We start from the raw sequence: 17,800 nt of genomic DNA, 5'->3' as shown, positions 1-17,800 counted from the left end.
GGCATGTATCTGTTCAAGTGCTTGTCTTAAAAACATAAAAAAATCCAAGTGCATTAAATACACTTGGATTTTTACACATCTACAGGATCGTTCAACTGATCATTTTGGGCTTAACTGATCAGCATTAGAGCCTAAGCTCTGCTTTTTTTTGGCTTTTTTTTGACCATGTTTGGTGTTTTGATGGACATATTATTATCCTTTTAGTGCATTTTTTCGTGTCGAAAATTATTTAAAGGGTATTGCAGAATCCTTTTTATTGACGTTATACTAGTTTCAAATCGAAACTTATTGTGTTGTTTAACATTCATGTCGAAACGTAATACTCAGCAGCGTCGTCATGCTATTGCCGTTATGGTCAGTGAGCAAGGCGAAGTTAGCGTTGATGTTTTAGCGCATCATTTTTCTACTTCAGAAGTTACTATTCGTAAAGATCTCGCGGCATTAGAGGTTACTGGCTCACTACTACGTCGTTATGGTGGTGCTATTGCTATGCCTACTGAAATGGTTTCTACCGAACAAGCTGAACAAGTTTCAGTTTGTAAGTTAGCTATTGCTCAAGCAGCAGCAGAGCAAATTCGCGATCACCATAGAATTATCATTGATAGCGGCAGTACCACAGCAGCATTGATTTCATTACTTGGTAGCAAACAAGGCTTAATCGTAATGACTAATGCATTACATGTTGCTAATGCCCTTAACGCGCTTGAAAACGAGCCGACGTTATTAATGACTGGTGGTACATGGGATCCCCATTCTGAATCATTTCAAGGGCAAGTCGCAGAATCTGTATTACGTTCATATGATTTTGATCAGCTCTTTATTGGCGCTGATGGTATTGATGTCGCGCGCGGTACGACCACATTTAATGAATTAATGGGGTTAAGTCGAGTGATGGCTGAAGTATCGCGTGATGTAGTGGTGATGGTCGAATCCAATAAGGTTGGCCGTAAGATCCCCAATCTTGAACTTGCGTGGCAAGGAATTAGCACCTTGATCACCGATGATGGTTTAAGTGACGCAGATAAACAAAGTATTGAACAACATGGCGTGCGCGTTATTCGCGCGCCCGTAAACGTATAACATCAAAATAACCAAAGCAGTGGTAAAGGAATTATTATGTGTGGGATAGTGGGTGCAGTTGCACAACGTGATGTAGCTGAAATTTTAATTGAAGGTTTACGTCGTTTGGAATATCGCGGTTATGACTCCGCAGGTGTTGCGATTGTGAATTCAAACCATGAGCTTCAGCGTGTGCGCCGATTAGGTAAAGTACAAGAATTGGCTGATGCGGTTGATAATATGCCTTTAAGTGGCGGCACGGGTATTGCACATACGCGTTGGGCAACCCATGGTGAACCTTCTGAAGCTAATGCCCACCCCCATATTTCTGGTCAACATATTGCTTTAGTTCATAACGGTATTATTGAAAACCATCAGTCATTACGTGAATTATTGCTTGAGCGTGGCTATGTATTTAGTTCACAAACTGATACTGAAGTGATCGCACATTTAGTCGATTGGGAATTACGTTCTGCAGCGAGTTTGCTTGAAGCCGTTCAAAAAACGGTATTACAGCTTCAAGGTGCATACGGTACGGTAGTGATGGACAGTCGTGATCCTGAACGAGTGGTCGTTGCTCGTTCTGGCAGTCCGCTCGTGATCGGTCTTGGTGTAGGTGAAAACTTTATTGCCTCGGATCAATTAGCGTTATTAAATGTTACTCGCCGCTTCATGTTCTTAGAAGAAGGTGATGTTGCTGAAGTAACACGACGTAAAATCTCAGTATTTGATAGCAATGGCCAAGCGGTTGAACGCGTGGTGAGTGAATCAAATATTGAGCATGATGCGGCGGATAAGGGGCAATATCGTCATTACATGCAAAAAGAGATCTTTGAGCAGCCAAGTGCATTGATCAACACCATGGAAGGCCGTATTAGTAATGATCATGTGATCGTGGAAAGTATTGGCAGTGATGCGACGGCGATCTTTGATAAAGTAGAACACATTCAGATCATCGCTTGTGGTACTTCTTATAATGCCGGCATGGTTGCACGCTACTGGTTTGAATCAATTGCGGGCGTTAGCTGCGATGTTGAAATTGCTTCAGAGTTTCGTTACCGAAAATTTGTTACTCAGCCCAATAGTTTACTGATCACTCTGTCTCAATCAGGTGAAACGGCTGATACATTGGCAGCATTGCGTTTAGCAAAGCAAAAAGGCTATATGGCGGCAATGACTATTTGTAATGTGGCGGGATCATCGTTAGTTCGTGAATCTGACTTAGCCTTTATGACGCGTGCAGGGGCTGAAATTGGTGTTGCCTCGACGAAAGCATTTACTACTCAGCTGGTGGCATTATTAATGTTAGTCACGGCGCTCGGTAAGCAGCAAGGTAATATTGATCGAGTTCAAGAGCAACAAATCGTGACGGCATTACATCAGTTACCAACTCAAATTGAAAAAGCGTTGGCGTTTGATAAACCCATCGAAATATTAGCTGAAGATTTTGCTGATAAACAACACGCATTATTTTTAGGTCGTGGCGAGTTTTATCCGATTGCCGTTGAAGCATCATTGAAATTGAAAGAAATTTCTTATATTCATGCTGAAGCTTACGCGGCGGGTGAACTTAAGCATGGTCCATTAGCATTAGTTGACGCTGAAATGCCGGTTATTGTGGTGGCTCCGACCAATGATTTGCTTGAAAAGCTTAAGTCAAATATTGAAGAAGTTCGCGCTCGTGGTGGACTGTTGTATGTATTTGCAGATGATGAAGCTGGGTTTGAGGAATGTGAGGGTATGAAAATTATCACCATGCCAAAAGTAGATGAGATTATCGCCCCTATTTTCTATACCATTCCGATGCAATTATTATCCTATCACGTTGCTTTAATTAAAGGGACGGATGTCGATCAGCCACGTAACCTTGCTAAAGCGGTAACGGTTGAATAAAACGGTTATTGGTCTTTAAGGCGTAAGATTAACACGTTAAAAAAGGCACCGTGAAGGTGCCTTTTTTTATGTTTGATAGTGATAGCTTGTAAAGCCTAATTATATTGGCACTAATAACGCTTTTTTTGCGAAATAGAAATAACGCCCTTCCAAATTTCGAACTGCAATTCAAAATACAAAAAACCGATGCCATTAATGACTAATTGTCTGATTTTTGCTCACTCTTACCCCAAAAAACTTGGCGTGCCATCTGCAAGGAGAGTCACTACTACTAATGCTGATAATTGATGGGTGGAGTAAATAATGGCTGAACGTAAACAAGAAATGGCGCTACGTATCAAAGAAGCGCGAGAATGGAAAGGTTTAACCCAAGTCTATATGGCACAGCAGTTAAAAGTGGCTCGCCAAACCTATTTAGATTTAGAAACGGGTAAAACTGAGCCTAAAGTTCGCTTATTGGTGGAAATATCAGAGCTTACAGAAAGACCATTAACGTGGTTTATTTATGGTGATTTAGGGCTTGATATTATTGAGAACGAATACAAAGAAGAAATTGATCAATTGGTGCAGTGTTTTGGTTGTCTACCTCATTCAGCAAGGAAAATGATTTTGCAGCAGAGTATTCAGTTAGCGCAGTTTATGACGGAGTATACGCGTACGATCCCGCGTCGATGATAATATTGCAGAGAAAAAAAGCAGCACTAAGGCTGCTTAATGGTGTCGCTATTGGGCGAGAAAAAACTTATATGCGGGGTTGTCAGTTTCATCATGCCAGTGGTAACCCAGCTTACGTAAATGGCAGGTAAATGATAGCAAGTCATGATCGGCTAATTCAAAGCCACATAAGACTCGGCCATAATCTGCACCATGGTTACGGTAATTAAATAAGCTAATATTCCATTGCCCACCTAAGGTCGATAAGAATTTAGCTAAAGCACCGGGATATTCAGGAAACTCAAAACTATACAAGCGTTCTTGCAATGGTTTTGATGGTCGGCCACCGATCATATACCGCACATGAACCTTGGCCATTTCATCATCGGATAAATCCATAACGGGATATCCTCCCTGATGTAGATCGGCAATAATTTGATCTAATTCAGGTTGTCCTTGAAGTAAGCGTACTCCAACAAAGACATTGGCTAATTTGCTGTCGTTGTAACGGTAGTTAAACTCGGTGACTGCTCGCCCGCCAATGAGGTGGCAAAATTCAAGAAATGCCCCTGGACGTTCAGGAATAGTAACCGCCAATAACCCTTCACGTTTTTCACTTAACTCACACCGCTCTGAAACATAGCGTAAGCCATGAAAGTTAAGGTTAGCTCCAGATAAAATGGCCCCTAAATGACGTTGCTGCAGTTGCTGTTGTTCGGCATATTTTTTTAAACCGGCAAGTGACAATGCTCCCGAAGGTTCAGCAATGGCACGTGTGTCTTCAAAAATATCTTTTACTGCGGCACAAATTTCATCACTGCTAACTGTGATCACATCATCAAGATATTGTTCACATAAACGGAAAGTTTCATCGCCAATACGTTTTACTGCAACGCCATCGGCAAACATACCCACTTGATCCAGTGTGACGGGTTGTCCTGCATCTAAAGCTGCTTTTAAACAGGCAGAGTCTTCCGCTTCGACACCGATCACTTTAATTTCGGGTAATAATTGTTTAAGTAATACCGACACTCCCGCGGCTAAACCACCACCGCCAACAGGCACAAACACATAGTCAAGGTGACCATTTTGTTGGATCAGTTCAATCCCTATCGTGCCTTGTCCAGCAATGATAGCGGGGTGATCAAACGGTGGAATAAATGTATAACCATGTTGTTGAGCGAGCATTTCCGCATGAGTTTTTGCTTCATCAAAATTATTACCATGCAGGATCACGTTGCCGCCAAAACCACGTACGGCATCAACTTTAATATCCGGTGTGGTACGTGGCATAACAATGGTGGCACTGACCCCTAACTTTTGGCTTGATAGGGCCAACCCCTGTGCATGGTTGCCCGCAGATGCTGCAATGACGCCTGCTTGACGCTGAGGCTCCGTCAGTTGAGTCATCATGTTATAAGCGCCGCGCAGTTTAAAAGAATGCACCGGTTGGCGATCTTCACGTTTGAGCTGAACATGATTACCGATACGCTCACTGAGACGGGTCATGTTTTGTAATGGTGTGACTTGTGCCACCTCATACACGGGGGCGCGTAAGATATTACGCAGATAATCAGCTCCGCTCAGTAAATATTGGTCGCTAGCAAGTTTGACATCGATCATCAGGTTATCCTTCTAGCTTTGATTTATCACGTACGGCGCCTTTGTCAGCACTGGTTGCGAGTAGCGCATAGGCTTTAAGTGCTAATGACACCTGACGTTCGCGAACGACAGGTTTCCAGCCGCGTAATTCAGTTTCTGCACGGCGAGTGGCGAGAGTGGCATCATCAACCAATAAGTTGATACTGCGATTAGGAATATCAATCGCGATCATATCGCCACTATTAATTAAGCCAATAGTACCGCCACTAGCAGCCTCAGGTGACACATGACCAATCGATAATCCCGAGGTGCCGCCAGAGAATCGACCATCAGTGATTAGGGCGCACTCTTTACCCAGCCCCATTGATTTTAAGTAGGTGGTTGGATACAACATTTCTTGCATTCCTGGGCCACCTTTCGGTCCTTCATAGCGGATCACAACCACATCCCCTGCTTTGACTTTGCCACCTAAAATGCCTTCAACTGCAGTATCTTGGCTCTCAAATACCACCGCCGGTCCGGTAAAGGTTAGGCAACTTTCATCAACACCTGCGGTTTTAACGATACAGCCATCAAGCGCCATATTGCCAGATAACACCGCCAATCCACCTTCATCACTAAACGCAAATTCTCGACTACGAATACAGCCATGTTGACGATCATCATCAAGGGTGTCCCAGCGACAGTTTTGTGAAAACGCTTTAGTGGTACGAATGCCTGCAGGACCGGCGCGGAAGAAATCTTTTACTGCTTGAGATTGAGTTTGGACAATATCGTAATGGCGCAGACTTTCGGCAAAGGTTTCACTCAAAATATTATGGCATTGGTTATGGAATAATCCGGCGCGATCAAGTTCTCCTAAAATGGCATAAACGCCACCCGCACGGTGAACATCTTCCATATGGTATTTAGGGGTTGAAGGGGCAACTTTACACAGTTGAGGCACGCGACGTGACATTTGATCAATATCCGCCATAGTGAAATCCACTTCACCTTCTTGAGCGGCGGCCAATAAATGTAAGACGGTATTACTAGAACCACCCATTGCAATATCGAGTGCCATCGCATTTTCAAAAGCTTGTTTATTGGCAATATTACGCGGTAATGCACTGGCGTCATCTTGTTCATAATAACGTTTAGTCAGCGCCACAATGCGTTTGCCTGCATTGATAAATAACTGTTCACGATCCGCATGTGTTGCCAACATTGAACCATTACCCGGTTGGCTTAAGCCTAATGCCTCAGTTAAACAGTTCATCGAGTTAGCGGTAAACATTCCAGAACATGAGCCACAGGTTGGGCAGGCGGATCGTTCGATCTGCTCACTTTGTTCGTCAGAAACAGAAGGATCCGCACCTTGGATCATCGCATCAACCAAGTCAAGTTTGATCACTTGCTCTGAAAGCTTCGTTTTGCCTGCTTCCATTGGACCGCCAGAAACAAAAATTACCGGAATATTTAACCGCAATGAGGCCATTAACATTCCAGGGGTGATTTTGTCACAGTTAGAGATACACACCATGGCATCGGCGCAATGAGCATTGACCATGTATTCAACTGAATCGGCAATGAGTTCGCGAGATGGCAATGAATACAGCATCCCGCCATGACCCATTGCGATACCGTCATCAACCGCGATGGTATTGAATTCTTTGGCGATGCCTCCTGCTTGCTCAATCTGTTCGGCAACTAACTGTCCCAAATCTTTTAAGTGAACATGACCGGGTACAAATTGAGTAAACGAGTTCACTACCGCAATAATCGGTTTGCCAAAATCTTGATCTTTAACTCCTGTTGCGCGCCATAATGCGCGTGCACCTGCCATATTTCGGCCATGAGTTGTGGTTGCTGAGCGGTACTTAGGCATAACAATAAAATCCTTTTTAGCTCAGCCATCGTCACGATGGCTGACGTCATTAATTAACGCAAACTGTGGCGTATTATTTGGCAGGGTATACGTAGTCTAACCAACCCCATTTATCGTCGGTTTCACCGTTAAAGAGCCCAAAATAATCAGTTTGTAGTTGGTGGGTAATCGGCCCGCGTTTACCTGCTCCAACCGTAATTTTATCCACGCTACGAACAGGAACGATTTCAGCCGCCGTGCCAGTCATGAACACTTCATCGGCCAGGTAAAGGGCTTCTCGAGCGATGTTTTCTTCTCGTACTTCATAGCCTCGTTCTTTGGCGAGTACCATGATGGTATCGCGAGTAATACCCGGTAAGATTGCACTGGTGGTTGGTGGGGTTGAAAGTACGCCATTACGCACTACAAAAATATTTTCGCCTGCGCCTTCTGAAAGATAACCATCAACACTTAAAGCTATGCCTTCGGCATACCCGTGGCGACGGGCTTCACTGCCAACAAGCAGTGATGATAAGTAGTTACCGCCAGCTTTAGCTGCGGTTGGAATGGTATTAGGCGCGGCGCGGTTCCAGCTCGAAATCATCGCATCGACGCCATTTTCTAATGCTTGTTCACCTAAATATGAACCCCATGGGAAAGCGGCAACAATCAGATCCATGATGGTATCAACCGGAGGACAGACGCCTAAACCAACATTACCCACATAACCTAATGGGCGAATATAGGCTGAATCAAGTTTGTTGACGCGAATGGTTTCACGGCAAATTTCCATCAGTTGATCACAGCTATAAGGAATCGGAAAGCGATAGATTTTGGCGGAATTAAGCAGGCGTTGCATGTGTTCAGAGTGGCGAAAAACGGCCGGTCCTTGTGGTGTGTCATAACAACGAATACCTTCAAAAACAGAGGTGCCATAATGCATTGCATGGGTAAGAACGTGAACATTGGCTTCTGCCCAAGGTACGATGTTACCGTTAAACCAAATAAAATCAGCGGTGTTTGCCATGGTGAATTCCCTTTTTAAATTTAATCCAAATTTTCGATTTGTGAGGTCGTAACGGTGGTTACATCCCAGAGTTTTTCTATTTGATTGATCAGAATGCTAATCGGGCGATCACTATCAACAATAATTTCTATCGCGGCGATATTACTATGATGATTTTGGGTCGCATCCACTTTCTTGATCACAAATCCACGATGGCGAATGACCCGTAAAATACGTTCAAGTAATACCGGTTTATCGTTCGCTTTAATGGTAATTAAATATCTATCCATGATTTATGTGTTCTCCAGCATATCCTGATTTGCCGCACCTGGTGGCACCAGTGGCCATACATTTTGTTCTTCATCAATAACCACATGTAACAAATAGGCACTACTGCTTGCTAGCATTTCAGCTAATGCGGGAGCAACTTCTTCTTTACGAGTAATGGTTTTACCTGGAATATCAAATGCACGCGCGAGCATTACAAAATCAGGATTATCATCCAAAATTGTTTCACTGTGGCGACCATCAAAAAACAGTGATTGCCATTGACGTACCATGCCTAAACGTTGGTTATTAATCAGCACCATTTTGACTGGAATTTGGCGGCGTTTAAGGGTGCCAAGTTCTTGTACGTTCATCATAAATGAACCATCACCCGAGATTAATATCGACTGAGAATCTGGGCGTGCAACACTGGCTCCCATCGCTGCAGGTAAGCCAAAACCCATAGTGCCAAGTCCAGCCGAGGTAATGTAATTTTGAGGTTCACGTGGTTGAATGTGCTGTGCTGCCCACATTTGATGTTGGCCAACATCGGTCGAAACGATGCTGTTATTTGGCATCATGTCTGATAGTTGTTTGAGCAGTAAAGGCGCATAAATTAACTCTCCTGGGTGGTCATAACGCCATTTACCGATCTGGCGTAGATGTTCACTATGAGTTAACCAGCGGCTGATATCTTGCCCAAGTTCAAGTTGCGGCAAAATAACATTAATGTCCCCGCGTAAAGATGCATTAGCATGACGCAGTTTATTAAATTCTGCGGCATCAATATCAAGGTGGATCACCTTGGCGTGAGGGGCAAAGGTATCCAATTTGCCGGTAACACGATCATCAAATCGTGCGCCAACAACGATTAATAAATCAGACTCTTGTACGATTAAATTTGCTGCTTTAGTTCCATGCATTCCCAACATACCAAGGTAATGTGGATCATGACGGGCGACTGAGCCTAAGCCTTTAAGAGTACTGACTGACGGCATAGGATTAAGGGTTAAAAATTGACGCAGTGTCGCGGTTGCTTGGGCTATTTGTACTCCACCACCGACATACAGCACGGGTCGCTGACATTGTGCCAATAATTGTTGCGCCATCTCGATAGCGGCAGTTGTCGCTATTGGTAACGGGGGTGGAATTACTGTTGGAAGTACCATTGTTGGTGCTGTTGCCAGTTGCACATCTTTGGCGATATCAACAATAACGGGCCCAGGACGGCCACTTTGGGCAACCACAAAAGCTTCCGCTAATGTGGGGGCGAGCTCGTTAATATCAGTCACTAAATAACTGTGCTTAGTACATGATAGTGACATGCCAATCACATCCATTTCTTGAAAAGCATCAGTCCCTATGTGCGAGCTTGCCACTTGACCGGTAATGGCGACTAATGGCACTGAATCCATTAAAGCGTCAGCTAATCCTGTGACTAGATTGGTTGCACCCGGCCCTGATGTTGCCATGCAGACCGCAACACTTTGGGTCGCCCGTGCCATGCCAATAGCTGCCATCGCAGCCCCTTGTTCATGGCGACATAAAATGTGCTCCACTCCACCATCATAAAGTGCATCATAGATGGGCATGATGGCGCCGCCCGGATAGCCAAAGATGGTTGTTATTCCCTGCTGTTGCAGCGCTTGTACGACTAACTCTGCCCCTGTCATCGCTGCTCCTTGCGTATGTAACTAAAATCAAATCAATGCTGATTACGATTTAAATTTGCTGATTTAAAAAAGCCCCCGAACTTTTCAGTGCGGGGGCTTTACTGTGTTTTGGTCGCATTAACGTACGCCTACACATCCCCTGCGCGGTGAAATAATCACCACGACGACGTTAATAATGAGTACGAGGGATGTTGCGATTGTATGCATAATTGTCCAACTTTTATTGTTTAGTTGTTGCTATACATAAGTGGTAACACAGATCTTCGTCACATGACAAGCAAAAAATTTGGTTTTATAAGTAATTTCGCAGCATTAATGGGGCTTTGATGTAACACCTTCGATAAATTTCATTAACCCCATGGTGTAAATTACCAGTCAGTGGAGTCATCAATGACACTTGCTATTGTTCATAGTCGCGCTTGTGTGGGCGTGGAAGCCCCACCAGTAACAGTTGAGGTCCATTTAAGTAATGGAATGCCCAGTTTCACACTGGTTGGTTTACCAGAAACTACCGTAAAAGAAGCTAAAGATCGTGTACGAAGCGCGATTATCAATGCTCAATTTGAATTTCCATCACGGCGAATTACGGTCAATTTAGCCCCTGCTGATTTACCCAAAGAAGGTGGACGGTTTGACTTACCGATTGCGCTTGGCATTTTAGCGGCATCAGGGCAAATTCCTTCTGATAAATTAGCGCAGTATGAGTTTATTGGTGAATTAGCATTATCGGGTGATTTACGGGCTGTTAAAGGTGCATTACCGGCGGCATTGGCTGCATTAAAAGCCAAGCGGTGTTTAATTGTGCCTGACCATAATGGTGATCAAGTGGCGTTAGTGGCGCAAAAACAACATAAATCAGCCCCTAGTTTGTTAGCTGTATGTGGTTTTTTGTGTGGTCAGCAACAGTTACAGTTATATCTTCAACCGCATGTGATAACGCCTGCAACTACGAATGAACAACGTGATATGCAAGATATTATTGGTCAACAACAAGGAAAACGCGCTTTAGAAATAGCTGCCGCGGGAAGTCATAATTTATTGCTACTTGGTCCACCAGGCACAGGAAAAACTATGTTGGCTTCTCGTTTACGGGATTTATTACCACCAATGACCCACGAAGAAGCCATTGAAACCGCCGCGGTAGCTTCTTTGACTCAGCAATCATTGCATCAAGGTAATTGGCTTAACCGCCCTTTTCGTACACCGCACCATTCAAGTTCAATGGCAGCCCTTGTAGGTGGGGGCTCAGTGCCTAAGCCGGGTGAAATTTCACTCGCGCACAATGGGCTATTATTTTTAGATGAAATGCCTGAATTTGAGAGAAAAGTGCTAGATTCATTGCGTGAGCCGTTAGAGTCAGGACAAATTGTAATTTCACGAGCAACGGCAAAAACGACCTTTCCCGCTCGGTTTCAATTAATAGGCGCATTAAACCCTAGCCCGACAGGGTATTACGAAGGCAACCAATCTCGAACTAACCCGCAAGCTATTTTACGTTATTTAAGCCGTTTATCGGGACCATTGCTAGATCGGTTTGATATGTCATTAGAAATTCCCGCATTGCCCCGTGGCACACTAACCACTGGAGGTGATCGTGGAGAACCGAGTTCAGTTATTAAGGCGCGAGTTGATCAGGCTCGTGAGCGCATGCTGGCCCGTTGTGGCAAGGTAAATGCCTTACTTTCGACCCGTGAATTAGATAAATATTGCGGATTATCGTTTAAAGACGCCGAGTTTTTAGAAAATGCATTGCATCAACTTGGATTATCGATTCGTGCTTATCATCGTATTATTAAGGTTGCGCGTACGATTGCAGATTTGGCCGAGCAGGATCAGATTCAGCGTTCACATCTAGCTGAAGCATTAGGGTATCGAGCGATGGATAGATTGTTGAAACAACTTAGCAGTCAGGTCATTTAAAGGAATAACAAAGAGGCTAATTAAAAGCCTCTTTGTTAAAGGCAACCGTTGTAAGCTTCGTGGAATTACTTCTTGAGTAAAAAGTTAACTAATTCAAAATATTCGTCAGCTGATTTAATTTTGCCCGTTTGAACTAAGTATTTATTATTAACCACTACCGCAGGTACACCCGTTAAGCCTGCATCTTCAAAGGCTTTATCAAACCGGCTAACCATTGAGTTAACCGCGAAGCTGTTGAATGCACCATCAAACTCAGCGGCAGGTATACCTTCATCAATAAAAATCTGACGAACTTCTGCTTCGTTTTTTGGTGGTTGATTAAGGGTATGAATACGGTTAAATAATACCGGCACCATTTTATCACTAACGTTTAATACTACCGCCGTTGCAAATGCTTTACTCATGACTTTACCCATTGGGCCGCCCATAAATGACACGTGCATTTTCTGAAGTTTAGCGTTGTCTGGTAGCTTGGTTTTTAATTCACGCATCATTGGCTCAAATTGAAAACAATGTGGGCAATACAATGAGAAAAATTCAGTCACAACAGGGGTTGTTGATTGTGGTTGATCTAATACCTTGTAGTAGTCGCCTTCCGTAAATTTGGCTGCGTGAACAGAAAAAGACAATAAAGCAGCGCTGACTAGCGCAAGTAAGTTCTTCATCATTTTGGGGTTCCTGATTATCCGTGTCGTTAATTAGATATTAGCTGAGTATAATAATTAATAATGTTATTTTATAGTCAATTACCATTGAGGCATAAGCTGTAATGGTGATTCATTAAGGCTGAAAATCTGTTCTTTAAAGGCCAAAACTTGGCCTTCCCAATATTTTGCATCGCCAAACCATGGAAAAGCTCGTGGAAATGCTGGATCTTGCCAGCGCTTTGCTAACCACGCCATATAGTGCACCATTCTTAACGCACGTAAAGGTTCGATTAACTTTAGCTGGCGTGGGTCAAAATCGGCAAATTCATTATAAGCTTCAACTATTGTATCAAGCTGTGCGAGTTGATCGTGACGTTCACCATTAAGCATCATCCATAAATCTTGAATGGCAGGGCCGTTACGAGCATCATCTAAATCGACAAACATTGGTCCATCACGCCATAAAATATTGCCAGGATGACAATCACCATGTAGGCGCAAAGCCGGCCAATCAGTTGACCAATGGCTTTCAATTTCTGTAATTAAGCGATCAAGATCGGCAAAAAAACTGTGTTTTAGGTAATCAGGAATAAAATCGCTATTAGCCAAAATTTGGCGTGGTTGATAAACGTATTCCTCTAAGCCTAATGTTGGACGATGGACAAAGGGTTGGCGTTTACCGACTTGATGAATACGACCTAAAAAGCGTCCTACCCACTCTAATTGATCAAAGTTATCGACTTCAAATTGACGCCCACCGACACTTGGAAAAACAGCAAACCGATAGCCATTATAGTGATGTAGCGTGTTGCCATTGATAGCGATAGGCGCTGCGACTGGAATATCTTGTTGTTCAAGTTCAAGCGTAAACTGATGTTCTTCATCAATTTGGTCATCGCTCCATCGTGCGGGGCGGTAGAACTTAGTCACATAACGTTGACCATCTTCAGCTTTAAATTGATAGACGCGATTCTCATAACTATTAAGTGCCAATAAACCGGACTCAGCATGTACTTCGACACTATCGAGTGCATCGAGCAGTACATCTGGGCTGAGATCTGCAAAACTAAAACTTTGTTTTTCCATGACTGAATCCTGAATCTGGCTTGGAAGAGTGGTTTAGCTTAACCGCGAATAGAATTAAAACAAATTAAACATGATGGTGATGGCGGAAGAGAAAGATTTTCAGCTATAAAAAAAGCCAGTTAGTCATAACTGGCTCCATAAATAATCGAGTAGGATTAGTGACTATTTGATAATACCGCGCGCACGTAAAATAGCGGTTTTAAAATCGTTTTCGCAATCTTTAGCAAGACCAGGAATCATGGCGTCTTTATCACTATTGCGCATTTTTAAATGGTAAATTAAGACATCATCAGTTAGTGATTCTAGTGGACCTTGGTATTTTGCTTCTGCTGCTAATTTTAGTAAGAACTCAACTAAGTTAAGATCAGGATCTTTTTTCCACTCAGGGTGCAGTAATTCAATCAGTTCATTAACGCGATGGGTTTTCATTGTTAACTCCGTAGCTTGGGCTGAATCAATCGTTATACGATTGTATTATCATTATTTTAGTGTGGATAAATTATAACAAACCCTGCTCGGTTACAATGAATGTCTTATGCCAAAATATTGTTAATAAAAAAGCAGCCAAAGCTGCTTAATATTAGGGTTAACGTTGTTGCTGTTGACTGTTAATCAGTTCAGGCAATATTTGTTGCTGATCTAATTGTGCATCGGCGCTGGTTAAATGCACGTCAGTCGTGAGCGATTTTTTCGCATTAACCTTAAAATGTGGAGCGTGGGAAGTGGCACGTAAACGTGATGGGCTACGTGGGGTACTTGCATACCTGACGGGGGATGCTGGGCGCATATGTCACCTATTGTCAGGCTCATCCATGGCCAAAAAATTAAAAATATTTCTGAAGGGAAAACTCCCTGCTGGGTAGAACCCATCCACCAGAATATTGCTTGGTTATTAATCAAATCGCGCTGAGGATAGCAACCAGATAATTAAAAGTCGAGCATAAAATGAGCAATAAAATGCTAATATCTAATTATTACGTTGTTTATATAGTAACTATTGCAATAATTGCCCCCTTGATGCACCGTGTCGTTCGATCTTTATCGAAATAAAGGTTACGGCAGTAGCGAGCATTTAGGATTACACTAATTTAGCGTTAGTGAGTAGTACAACAGAAGCCTTGGGAGAGGATCTATGGATCAGCAGCAGCAACGTATTGTTGCCAATCGTAACTTATCTTACCGATTAGCAGAGTCTATTGGTCGTCGTATCTTAATTGGTGATCCTGCCCCTGGCGGTATTTTACCGGGCGAAGTTGAGTTAGGCGAAATGTATGGTGTGAGCCGTACTGCCGTTCGTGAAGCTATAAAAATGTTAGCCGCGAAAGGCATGGTATTGCCTCGTCCTCGTATTGGTACGCGAGTAATGCCAAAGAAAAATTGGAATTATCTTGATCAAGATTTATTGGCTTGGTTAGATTTTGATTCGGACTCACAGTTGATCATGGAGTATCAAAAAGTCCGGTTAACATTAGAGCCTGAAGCGGCGGCATTGGCCGCTGAACATGCAACAGCAGAAGATCGGCTGGAGTTTGAACTACTGATGCACCAAATGCACCAAATGAAAGACAATTTTGATCAAGAGCGTTGGATTGAGATTGATACCCGCTTTCATCAATTGGTTTATTTTTCTTCAGGTAATCATTTTATTAGCCCATTTGGAAACTTGTTCAAAGCGGTGTTTGAAAATTATTTTAGAGTCGTAACCCGCGAGCAAGTGATGAAGCTTGATGTTCATCAGCGGATTGTTGATGGTATATTAGAACATGATCCAGACGCTGCCCGTCAGGCAACGTTAGAGTTATTGCAATAATCAATAAATGATACTACGGAGCCAAATGGCTCCTTTTTTTATCAATTTCAAAACTGGCACAAATTGACCAACAAAAGGTTGCTTAATTTAAGCTTACAAGTGTAAGCTGAAAAGCAGTAGTTAGTGAATTAAGTGTCTTTTGGGATATATAAACCATGAATAATGTGATCAAACGTGAGCTAGGTTATTCAACAGCGGAAGAAGTCGCGAATAGTGTCAGTCACGGTCTTGGACTGTTGTTTTCAGTGTTTGGTCTGTATTTGTTGCTAGATAAAGCCTTTTCATTGCAAGCTGATACATTAAGTATTGTCAGTTATATTGTTTATGGCGTGAGTATGATTTTATTGTATCTCGCCTCAACCTTATACCACGCCATTCCAAGTACCGCGGCTAAAAAACCATTAAAGATCTTTGACCATTGTGCGATTTATTTATTAATCGCTGGTACCTATACCCCGTTTCTATTAATTGCCTTGCGTACACCTCTAGCACTGGGATTAATGGCTATATTATGGGTATTGGCACTGCTGGGTATTGTGGCTAAAATTATTTTTATCCATCGTTTTAAAAAACTGTCGCTATGGATGTATCTAGCGATGGGATGGGCTTCAGTGATTGTGATTTATCAGTTAGCGATATCATTAGCGCCCGGTGGATTAATATTATTGGCACTTGGTGGCGTGATTTACTCTTTAGGGGTGGTATTTTACGTTAATAAACGCATTCCGTATAACCATGCTATTTGGCATTTATTTGTTTTAGGTGGCTCAATTTGTCATTTTTGTGCGATTTATTTTTATATTAAACCGTAACTAACCACGGTAGATTTATCCCTAAAAAAAGAGAGCGCTATGCGCTCTCTTGTTGTTTTTGAGTCTTATTAAAGCGTGATTAATCACGCCAAAAGGCAGGAGCAAAAACCACTAATACGGTTAATATTTCCAAGCGTCCCATCAGCATGCCTAAACTTAAGGTCCATTTTGATAAATCCGGTAAGCTGGCAAAGTTACCTGTTGGGCCGATCACGGTACCCATACCAGGACCGACGTTAGCCACTGCGGTTACTGCACCGGTAATACTGGTGACCGGATCTAAGCCTTGTAATGCTAATACTGCGGCAATCACAATAATGGTCATGATAAAAGTAAACACTAATGCCACTACTGAACGCACGATATCATCGGTGACTGGACGACCGTTATAGCGTTGAATGAACAGGGCCGATGGGTGAATAGATTGCATGATATGTTTACGTAAAAGTGCAAATGCAATTTGGAAGCGGAAAATTTTAATACCGCCACTGGTTGAACCTGAGCAAGCACCAACCAGTAATGTGAACGCAAAAATAATTGTCGGTAATGGCCCCCAAGCAGTAAAGTCACCTAGACCAAAGCCGGTTGTGGTAACCACTGAGATAATATTAAAAAAGGATAATCTCATCGCATCAAGGACGGAATAACCTTTATTAAAGATCAGACAACCCGCAACAATCAAACTCGCCACCACCACAAATAATGTATATCCCTTAACTTGAGCATCCCCCAACAAGGTGCGAGGATGACGCTTTCTTAATGCTTGAACAAACAATAAGAACGGCAGTCCGCCAGCAAACATAAAGAAGGTTGCTACCCATTGTGCACTGTGTGAAAAGTGGTTCATTGAACCATCAGAGGTTGAATAACCGCCCGTTGAAAGTGTCGTAAAAGCGTGGTTAATCGCATCAAAGGTGTTCATGCCAGCGAGCATAAACGCAATGATACACAGCACGGTTAATATCAAATATACATTGATAATATTTTTAGCGACACTTTTGGTACGGGGGGAACTTTTATCTGACCAGTCTGATGATTCGGTTTGAAAGAGTCGCATACCACCGACGTTAAGCATCGGTAAAATAGCCACCCCCATCACAATAAATCCGACCCCACCAAGCCATTGCAACGTCGAACGCCACAGTAAAATACTGGGTGCCATTTGATCGAGGCCGCTTAATACTGTTGAACCTGTGGTGGTGATGCCTGACATGGTTTCAAAATATGCATCAGTAAAACTGATGTGATTAATAAACACAAACGGCAGCGCAGCAAACGCACTGGCAACCGTCCACACCAGCGTGGTGATCAGGAACATATCCCGCACACTAAGCTTAAATTCGTCAGTTTTCCCGTAAGATAGCAACAAGAACGCCACGGAGTGAGTAATCAGCACTGCCGCTGCGAAATCCATGAAACCTTCGGTGCCAGTAAAAAAGGCCACCAAAGTGGGTACATACATAAACAGGGCTATTTTAGATAGCACCAGTCCGAGTACAAATAATATTGGACGTAAATTAACCAT

16 protein-coding genes are annotated in these 17,800 nt (G+C 43.0%); 6 read left to right on the top strand and 10 right to left on the bottom strand.

Annotated elements, in window-relative coordinates:
• The first annotated feature begins 306 nt into the window (after positions 1–306).
• The 3 genes from C9I86_RS18525 (at position 307) to C9I86_RS18515 (ending at position 3,627) form a co-directional block, all read left to right on the top strand.
• On the top strand, positions 307–1,080 hold the full coding sequence (locus C9I86_RS18525) for a DeoR family transcriptional regulator (RefSeq protein ID WP_107277150.1): 774 nt from the start codon (positions 307–309) through the stop codon (positions 1,078–1,080).
• Between the two features lie 36 nt (positions 1,081–1,116).
• Positions 1,117–2,952, top strand: coding sequence for a glutamine--fructose-6-phosphate transaminase (isomerizing) (gene glmS / locus C9I86_RS18520; RefSeq protein ID WP_107277149.1), 1,836 nt, complete (start codon positions 1,117–1,119; stop codon positions 2,950–2,952).
• Positions 2,953–3,255: 303 nt separating this feature from the next.
• A complete protein-coding gene (locus tag C9I86_RS18515; protein WP_080159068.1) occupies positions 3,256–3,627 on the top strand; it encodes a helix-turn-helix transcriptional regulator in 372 nt (123 codons plus the stop codon).
• A gap of 48 nt (positions 3,628–3,675) precedes the next feature.
• On the opposite strand, the gene ilvA is transcribed toward C9I86_RS18515, so the two are convergent.
• The 5 genes from ilvA to ilvG form a co-directional block, all read right to left on the bottom strand.
• Positions 3,676–5,229, bottom strand: a complete 1,554-nt coding sequence (gene ilvA, locus C9I86_RS18510; RefSeq protein ID WP_080159069.1) for a threonine ammonia-lyase, biosynthetic — start codon at positions 5,227–5,229, stop codon at positions 3,676–3,678.
• A 4-nt stretch (positions 5,230–5,233) separates the two neighbouring features.
• The gene (ilvD, locus tag C9I86_RS18505) at positions 5,234–7,075 is read right to left on the bottom strand and encodes a dihydroxy-acid dehydratase (protein ID WP_107277148.1); all 1,842 of its coding nucleotides are present in this window, start codon (positions 7,073–7,075) and stop codon (positions 5,234–5,236) included.
• A 73-nt stretch (positions 7,076–7,148) separates the two neighbouring features.
• Positions 7,149–8,081: a branched-chain-amino-acid transaminase gene (gene ilvE, locus C9I86_RS18500; RefSeq protein ID WP_107277147.1), complete on the bottom strand. Its 933-nt coding sequence runs from the start codon at positions 8,079–8,081 to the stop codon at positions 7,149–7,151.
• Positions 8,082–8,101: 20 nt separating this feature from the next.
• Complete coding sequence (gene ilvM / locus C9I86_RS18495) at positions 8,102–8,350, bottom strand: acetolactate synthase 2 small subunit (protein WP_080159072.1); 249 nt, start codon at positions 8,348–8,350, stop codon at positions 8,102–8,104.
• A gap of 3 nt (positions 8,351–8,353) precedes the next feature.
• Entirely contained in the window at positions 8,354–10,000 is a 1,647-nt protein-coding gene (gene ilvG, locus C9I86_RS18490; protein WP_080159073.1) for an acetolactate synthase 2 catalytic subunit, read from the bottom strand.
• Positions 10,001–10,390: 390 nt separating this feature from the next.
• On the opposite strand from ilvG, the gene C9I86_RS18485 reads away from it, so the two are divergent.
• Positions 10,391–11,920 carry a YifB family Mg chelatase-like AAA ATPase gene (locus C9I86_RS18485; protein ID WP_080159074.1) on the top strand — a complete coding sequence of 510 codons (1,530 nt, stop codon included), beginning with the start codon at positions 10,391–10,393 and terminating at the stop codon, positions 11,918–11,920.
• A 65-nt stretch (positions 11,921–11,985) separates the two neighbouring features.
• Here C9I86_RS18485 and C9I86_RS18480 read toward each other — a convergent pair whose 3' ends face one another.
• From C9I86_RS18480 to C9I86_RS18465, 4 genes are all read right to left on the bottom strand, one after another.
• A complete protein-coding gene (locus tag C9I86_RS18480; RefSeq protein WP_080159075.1) occupies positions 11,986–12,588 on the bottom strand; it encodes a thiol:disulfide interchange protein DsbA/DsbL in 603 nt (200 codons plus the stop codon).
• 78 nt (positions 12,589–12,666) lie between these two features.
• On the bottom strand, positions 12,667–13,653 hold the full coding sequence (locus C9I86_RS18475) for a serine/threonine protein kinase (RefSeq protein WP_080159076.1): 987 nt from the start codon (positions 13,651–13,653) through the stop codon (positions 12,667–12,669).
• Positions 13,654–13,815: 162 nt separating this feature from the next.
• A complete protein-coding gene (locus tag C9I86_RS18470; RefSeq protein ID WP_080159077.1) occupies positions 13,816–14,082 on the bottom strand; it encodes a YihD family protein in 267 nt (88 codons plus the stop codon).
• A 157-nt stretch (positions 14,083–14,239) separates the two neighbouring features.
• On the bottom strand, positions 14,240–14,440 hold the full coding sequence (locus tag C9I86_RS18465; RefSeq protein WP_080159078.1) for a hypothetical protein: 201 nt from the start codon (positions 14,438–14,440) through the stop codon (positions 14,240–14,242).
• Between the two features lie 345 nt (positions 14,441–14,785).
• On the opposite strand from C9I86_RS18465, the gene C9I86_RS18460 reads away from it, so the two are divergent.
• On the top strand, positions 14,786–15,463 hold the full coding sequence (locus tag C9I86_RS18460) for a FadR/GntR family transcriptional regulator (RefSeq protein ID WP_107277146.1): 678 nt from the start codon (positions 14,786–14,788) through the stop codon (positions 15,461–15,463).
• A 155-nt stretch (positions 15,464–15,618) separates the two neighbouring features.
• A complete protein-coding gene (locus C9I86_RS18455) occupies positions 15,619–16,275 on the top strand; it encodes a hemolysin III family protein (RefSeq protein WP_080159080.1) in 657 nt (218 codons plus the stop codon).
• A gap of 79 nt (positions 16,276–16,354) precedes the next feature.
• Here the strand turns inward: C9I86_RS18455 and C9I86_RS18450 are convergent, their stop codons facing one another.
• A complete protein-coding gene (locus tag C9I86_RS18450) occupies positions 16,355–17,800 on the bottom strand; it encodes a TrkH family potassium uptake protein (protein ID WP_080159081.1) in 1,446 nt (481 codons plus the stop codon).

The sequence above is a fragment of the Photobacterium sp. NCIMB 13483 genome, from assembly GCF_003025475.1.
Taxonomy (GTDB): Bacteria; Pseudomonadota; Gammaproteobacteria; order Enterobacterales; family Vibrionaceae; genus Photobacterium; species Photobacterium piscicola.
The sequence above is the reverse complement of the archived record's forward strand: the minus strand, read 5'-3'. Positions and strand labels throughout refer to the sequence as shown.

Bases quoted from the DNA above. Each gene is read 5' to 3' on its own strand.
- C9I86_RS18450 (WP_080159081.1), bottom strand. From the start codon at position 17,800: ATGGTTAATTTACGTCCAATATTATTTGTACTCGGACTGGTGCTATCT.
- C9I86_RS18515 (WP_080159068.1), top strand. From the start codon at position 3,256: ATGGCTGAACGTAAACAAGAAATGGCGCTACGTATCAAAGAAGCGCGA.
- glmS (WP_107277149.1), top strand. From the start codon at position 1,117: ATGTGTGGGATAGTGGGTGCAGTTGCACAACGTGATGTAGCTGAAATT.
- C9I86_RS18475 (WP_080159076.1), bottom strand. From the start codon at position 13,653: ATGGAAAAACAAAGTTTTAGTTTTGCAGATCTCAGCCCAGATGTACTG.
- ilvD (WP_107277148.1), bottom strand. From the start codon at position 7,075: ATGCCTAAGTACCGCTCAGCAACCACAACTCATGGCCGAAATATGGCA.
- ilvE (WP_107277147.1), bottom strand. From the start codon at position 8,081: ATGGCAAACACCGCTGATTTTATTTGGTTTAACGGTAACATCGTACCT.
- C9I86_RS18460 (WP_107277146.1), top strand. From the start codon at position 14,786: ATGGATCAGCAGCAGCAACGTATTGTTGCCAATCGTAACTTATCTTAC.
- ilvG (WP_080159073.1), bottom strand. From the start codon at position 10,000: ATGACAGGGGCAGAGTTAGTCGTACAAGCGCTGCAACAGCAGGGAATA.
- C9I86_RS18465 (WP_080159078.1), bottom strand. From the start codon at position 14,440: ATGCGCCCAGCATCCCCCGTCAGGTATGCAAGTACCCCACGTAGCCCA.
- C9I86_RS18470 (WP_080159077.1), bottom strand. From the start codon at position 14,082: ATGAAAACCCATCGCGTTAATGAACTGATTGAATTACTGCACCCTGAG.
- C9I86_RS18485 (WP_080159074.1), top strand. From the start codon at position 10,391: ATGACACTTGCTATTGTTCATAGTCGCGCTTGTGTGGGCGTGGAAGCC.
- ilvM (WP_080159072.1), bottom strand. From the start codon at position 8,350: ATGGATAGATATTTAATTACCATTAAAGCGAACGATAAACCGGTATTA.
- C9I86_RS18480 (WP_080159075.1), bottom strand. From the start codon at position 12,588: ATGATGAAGAACTTACTTGCGCTAGTCAGCGCTGCTTTATTGTCTTTT.
- C9I86_RS18525 (WP_107277150.1), top strand. From the start codon at position 307: ATGTCGAAACGTAATACTCAGCAGCGTCGTCATGCTATTGCCGTTATG.
- C9I86_RS18455 (WP_080159080.1), top strand. From the start codon at position 15,619: ATGAATAATGTGATCAAACGTGAGCTAGGTTATTCAACAGCGGAAGAA.
- ilvA (WP_080159069.1), bottom strand. From the start codon at position 5,229: ATGATCGATGTCAAACTTGCTAGCGACCAATATTTACTGAGCGGAGCT.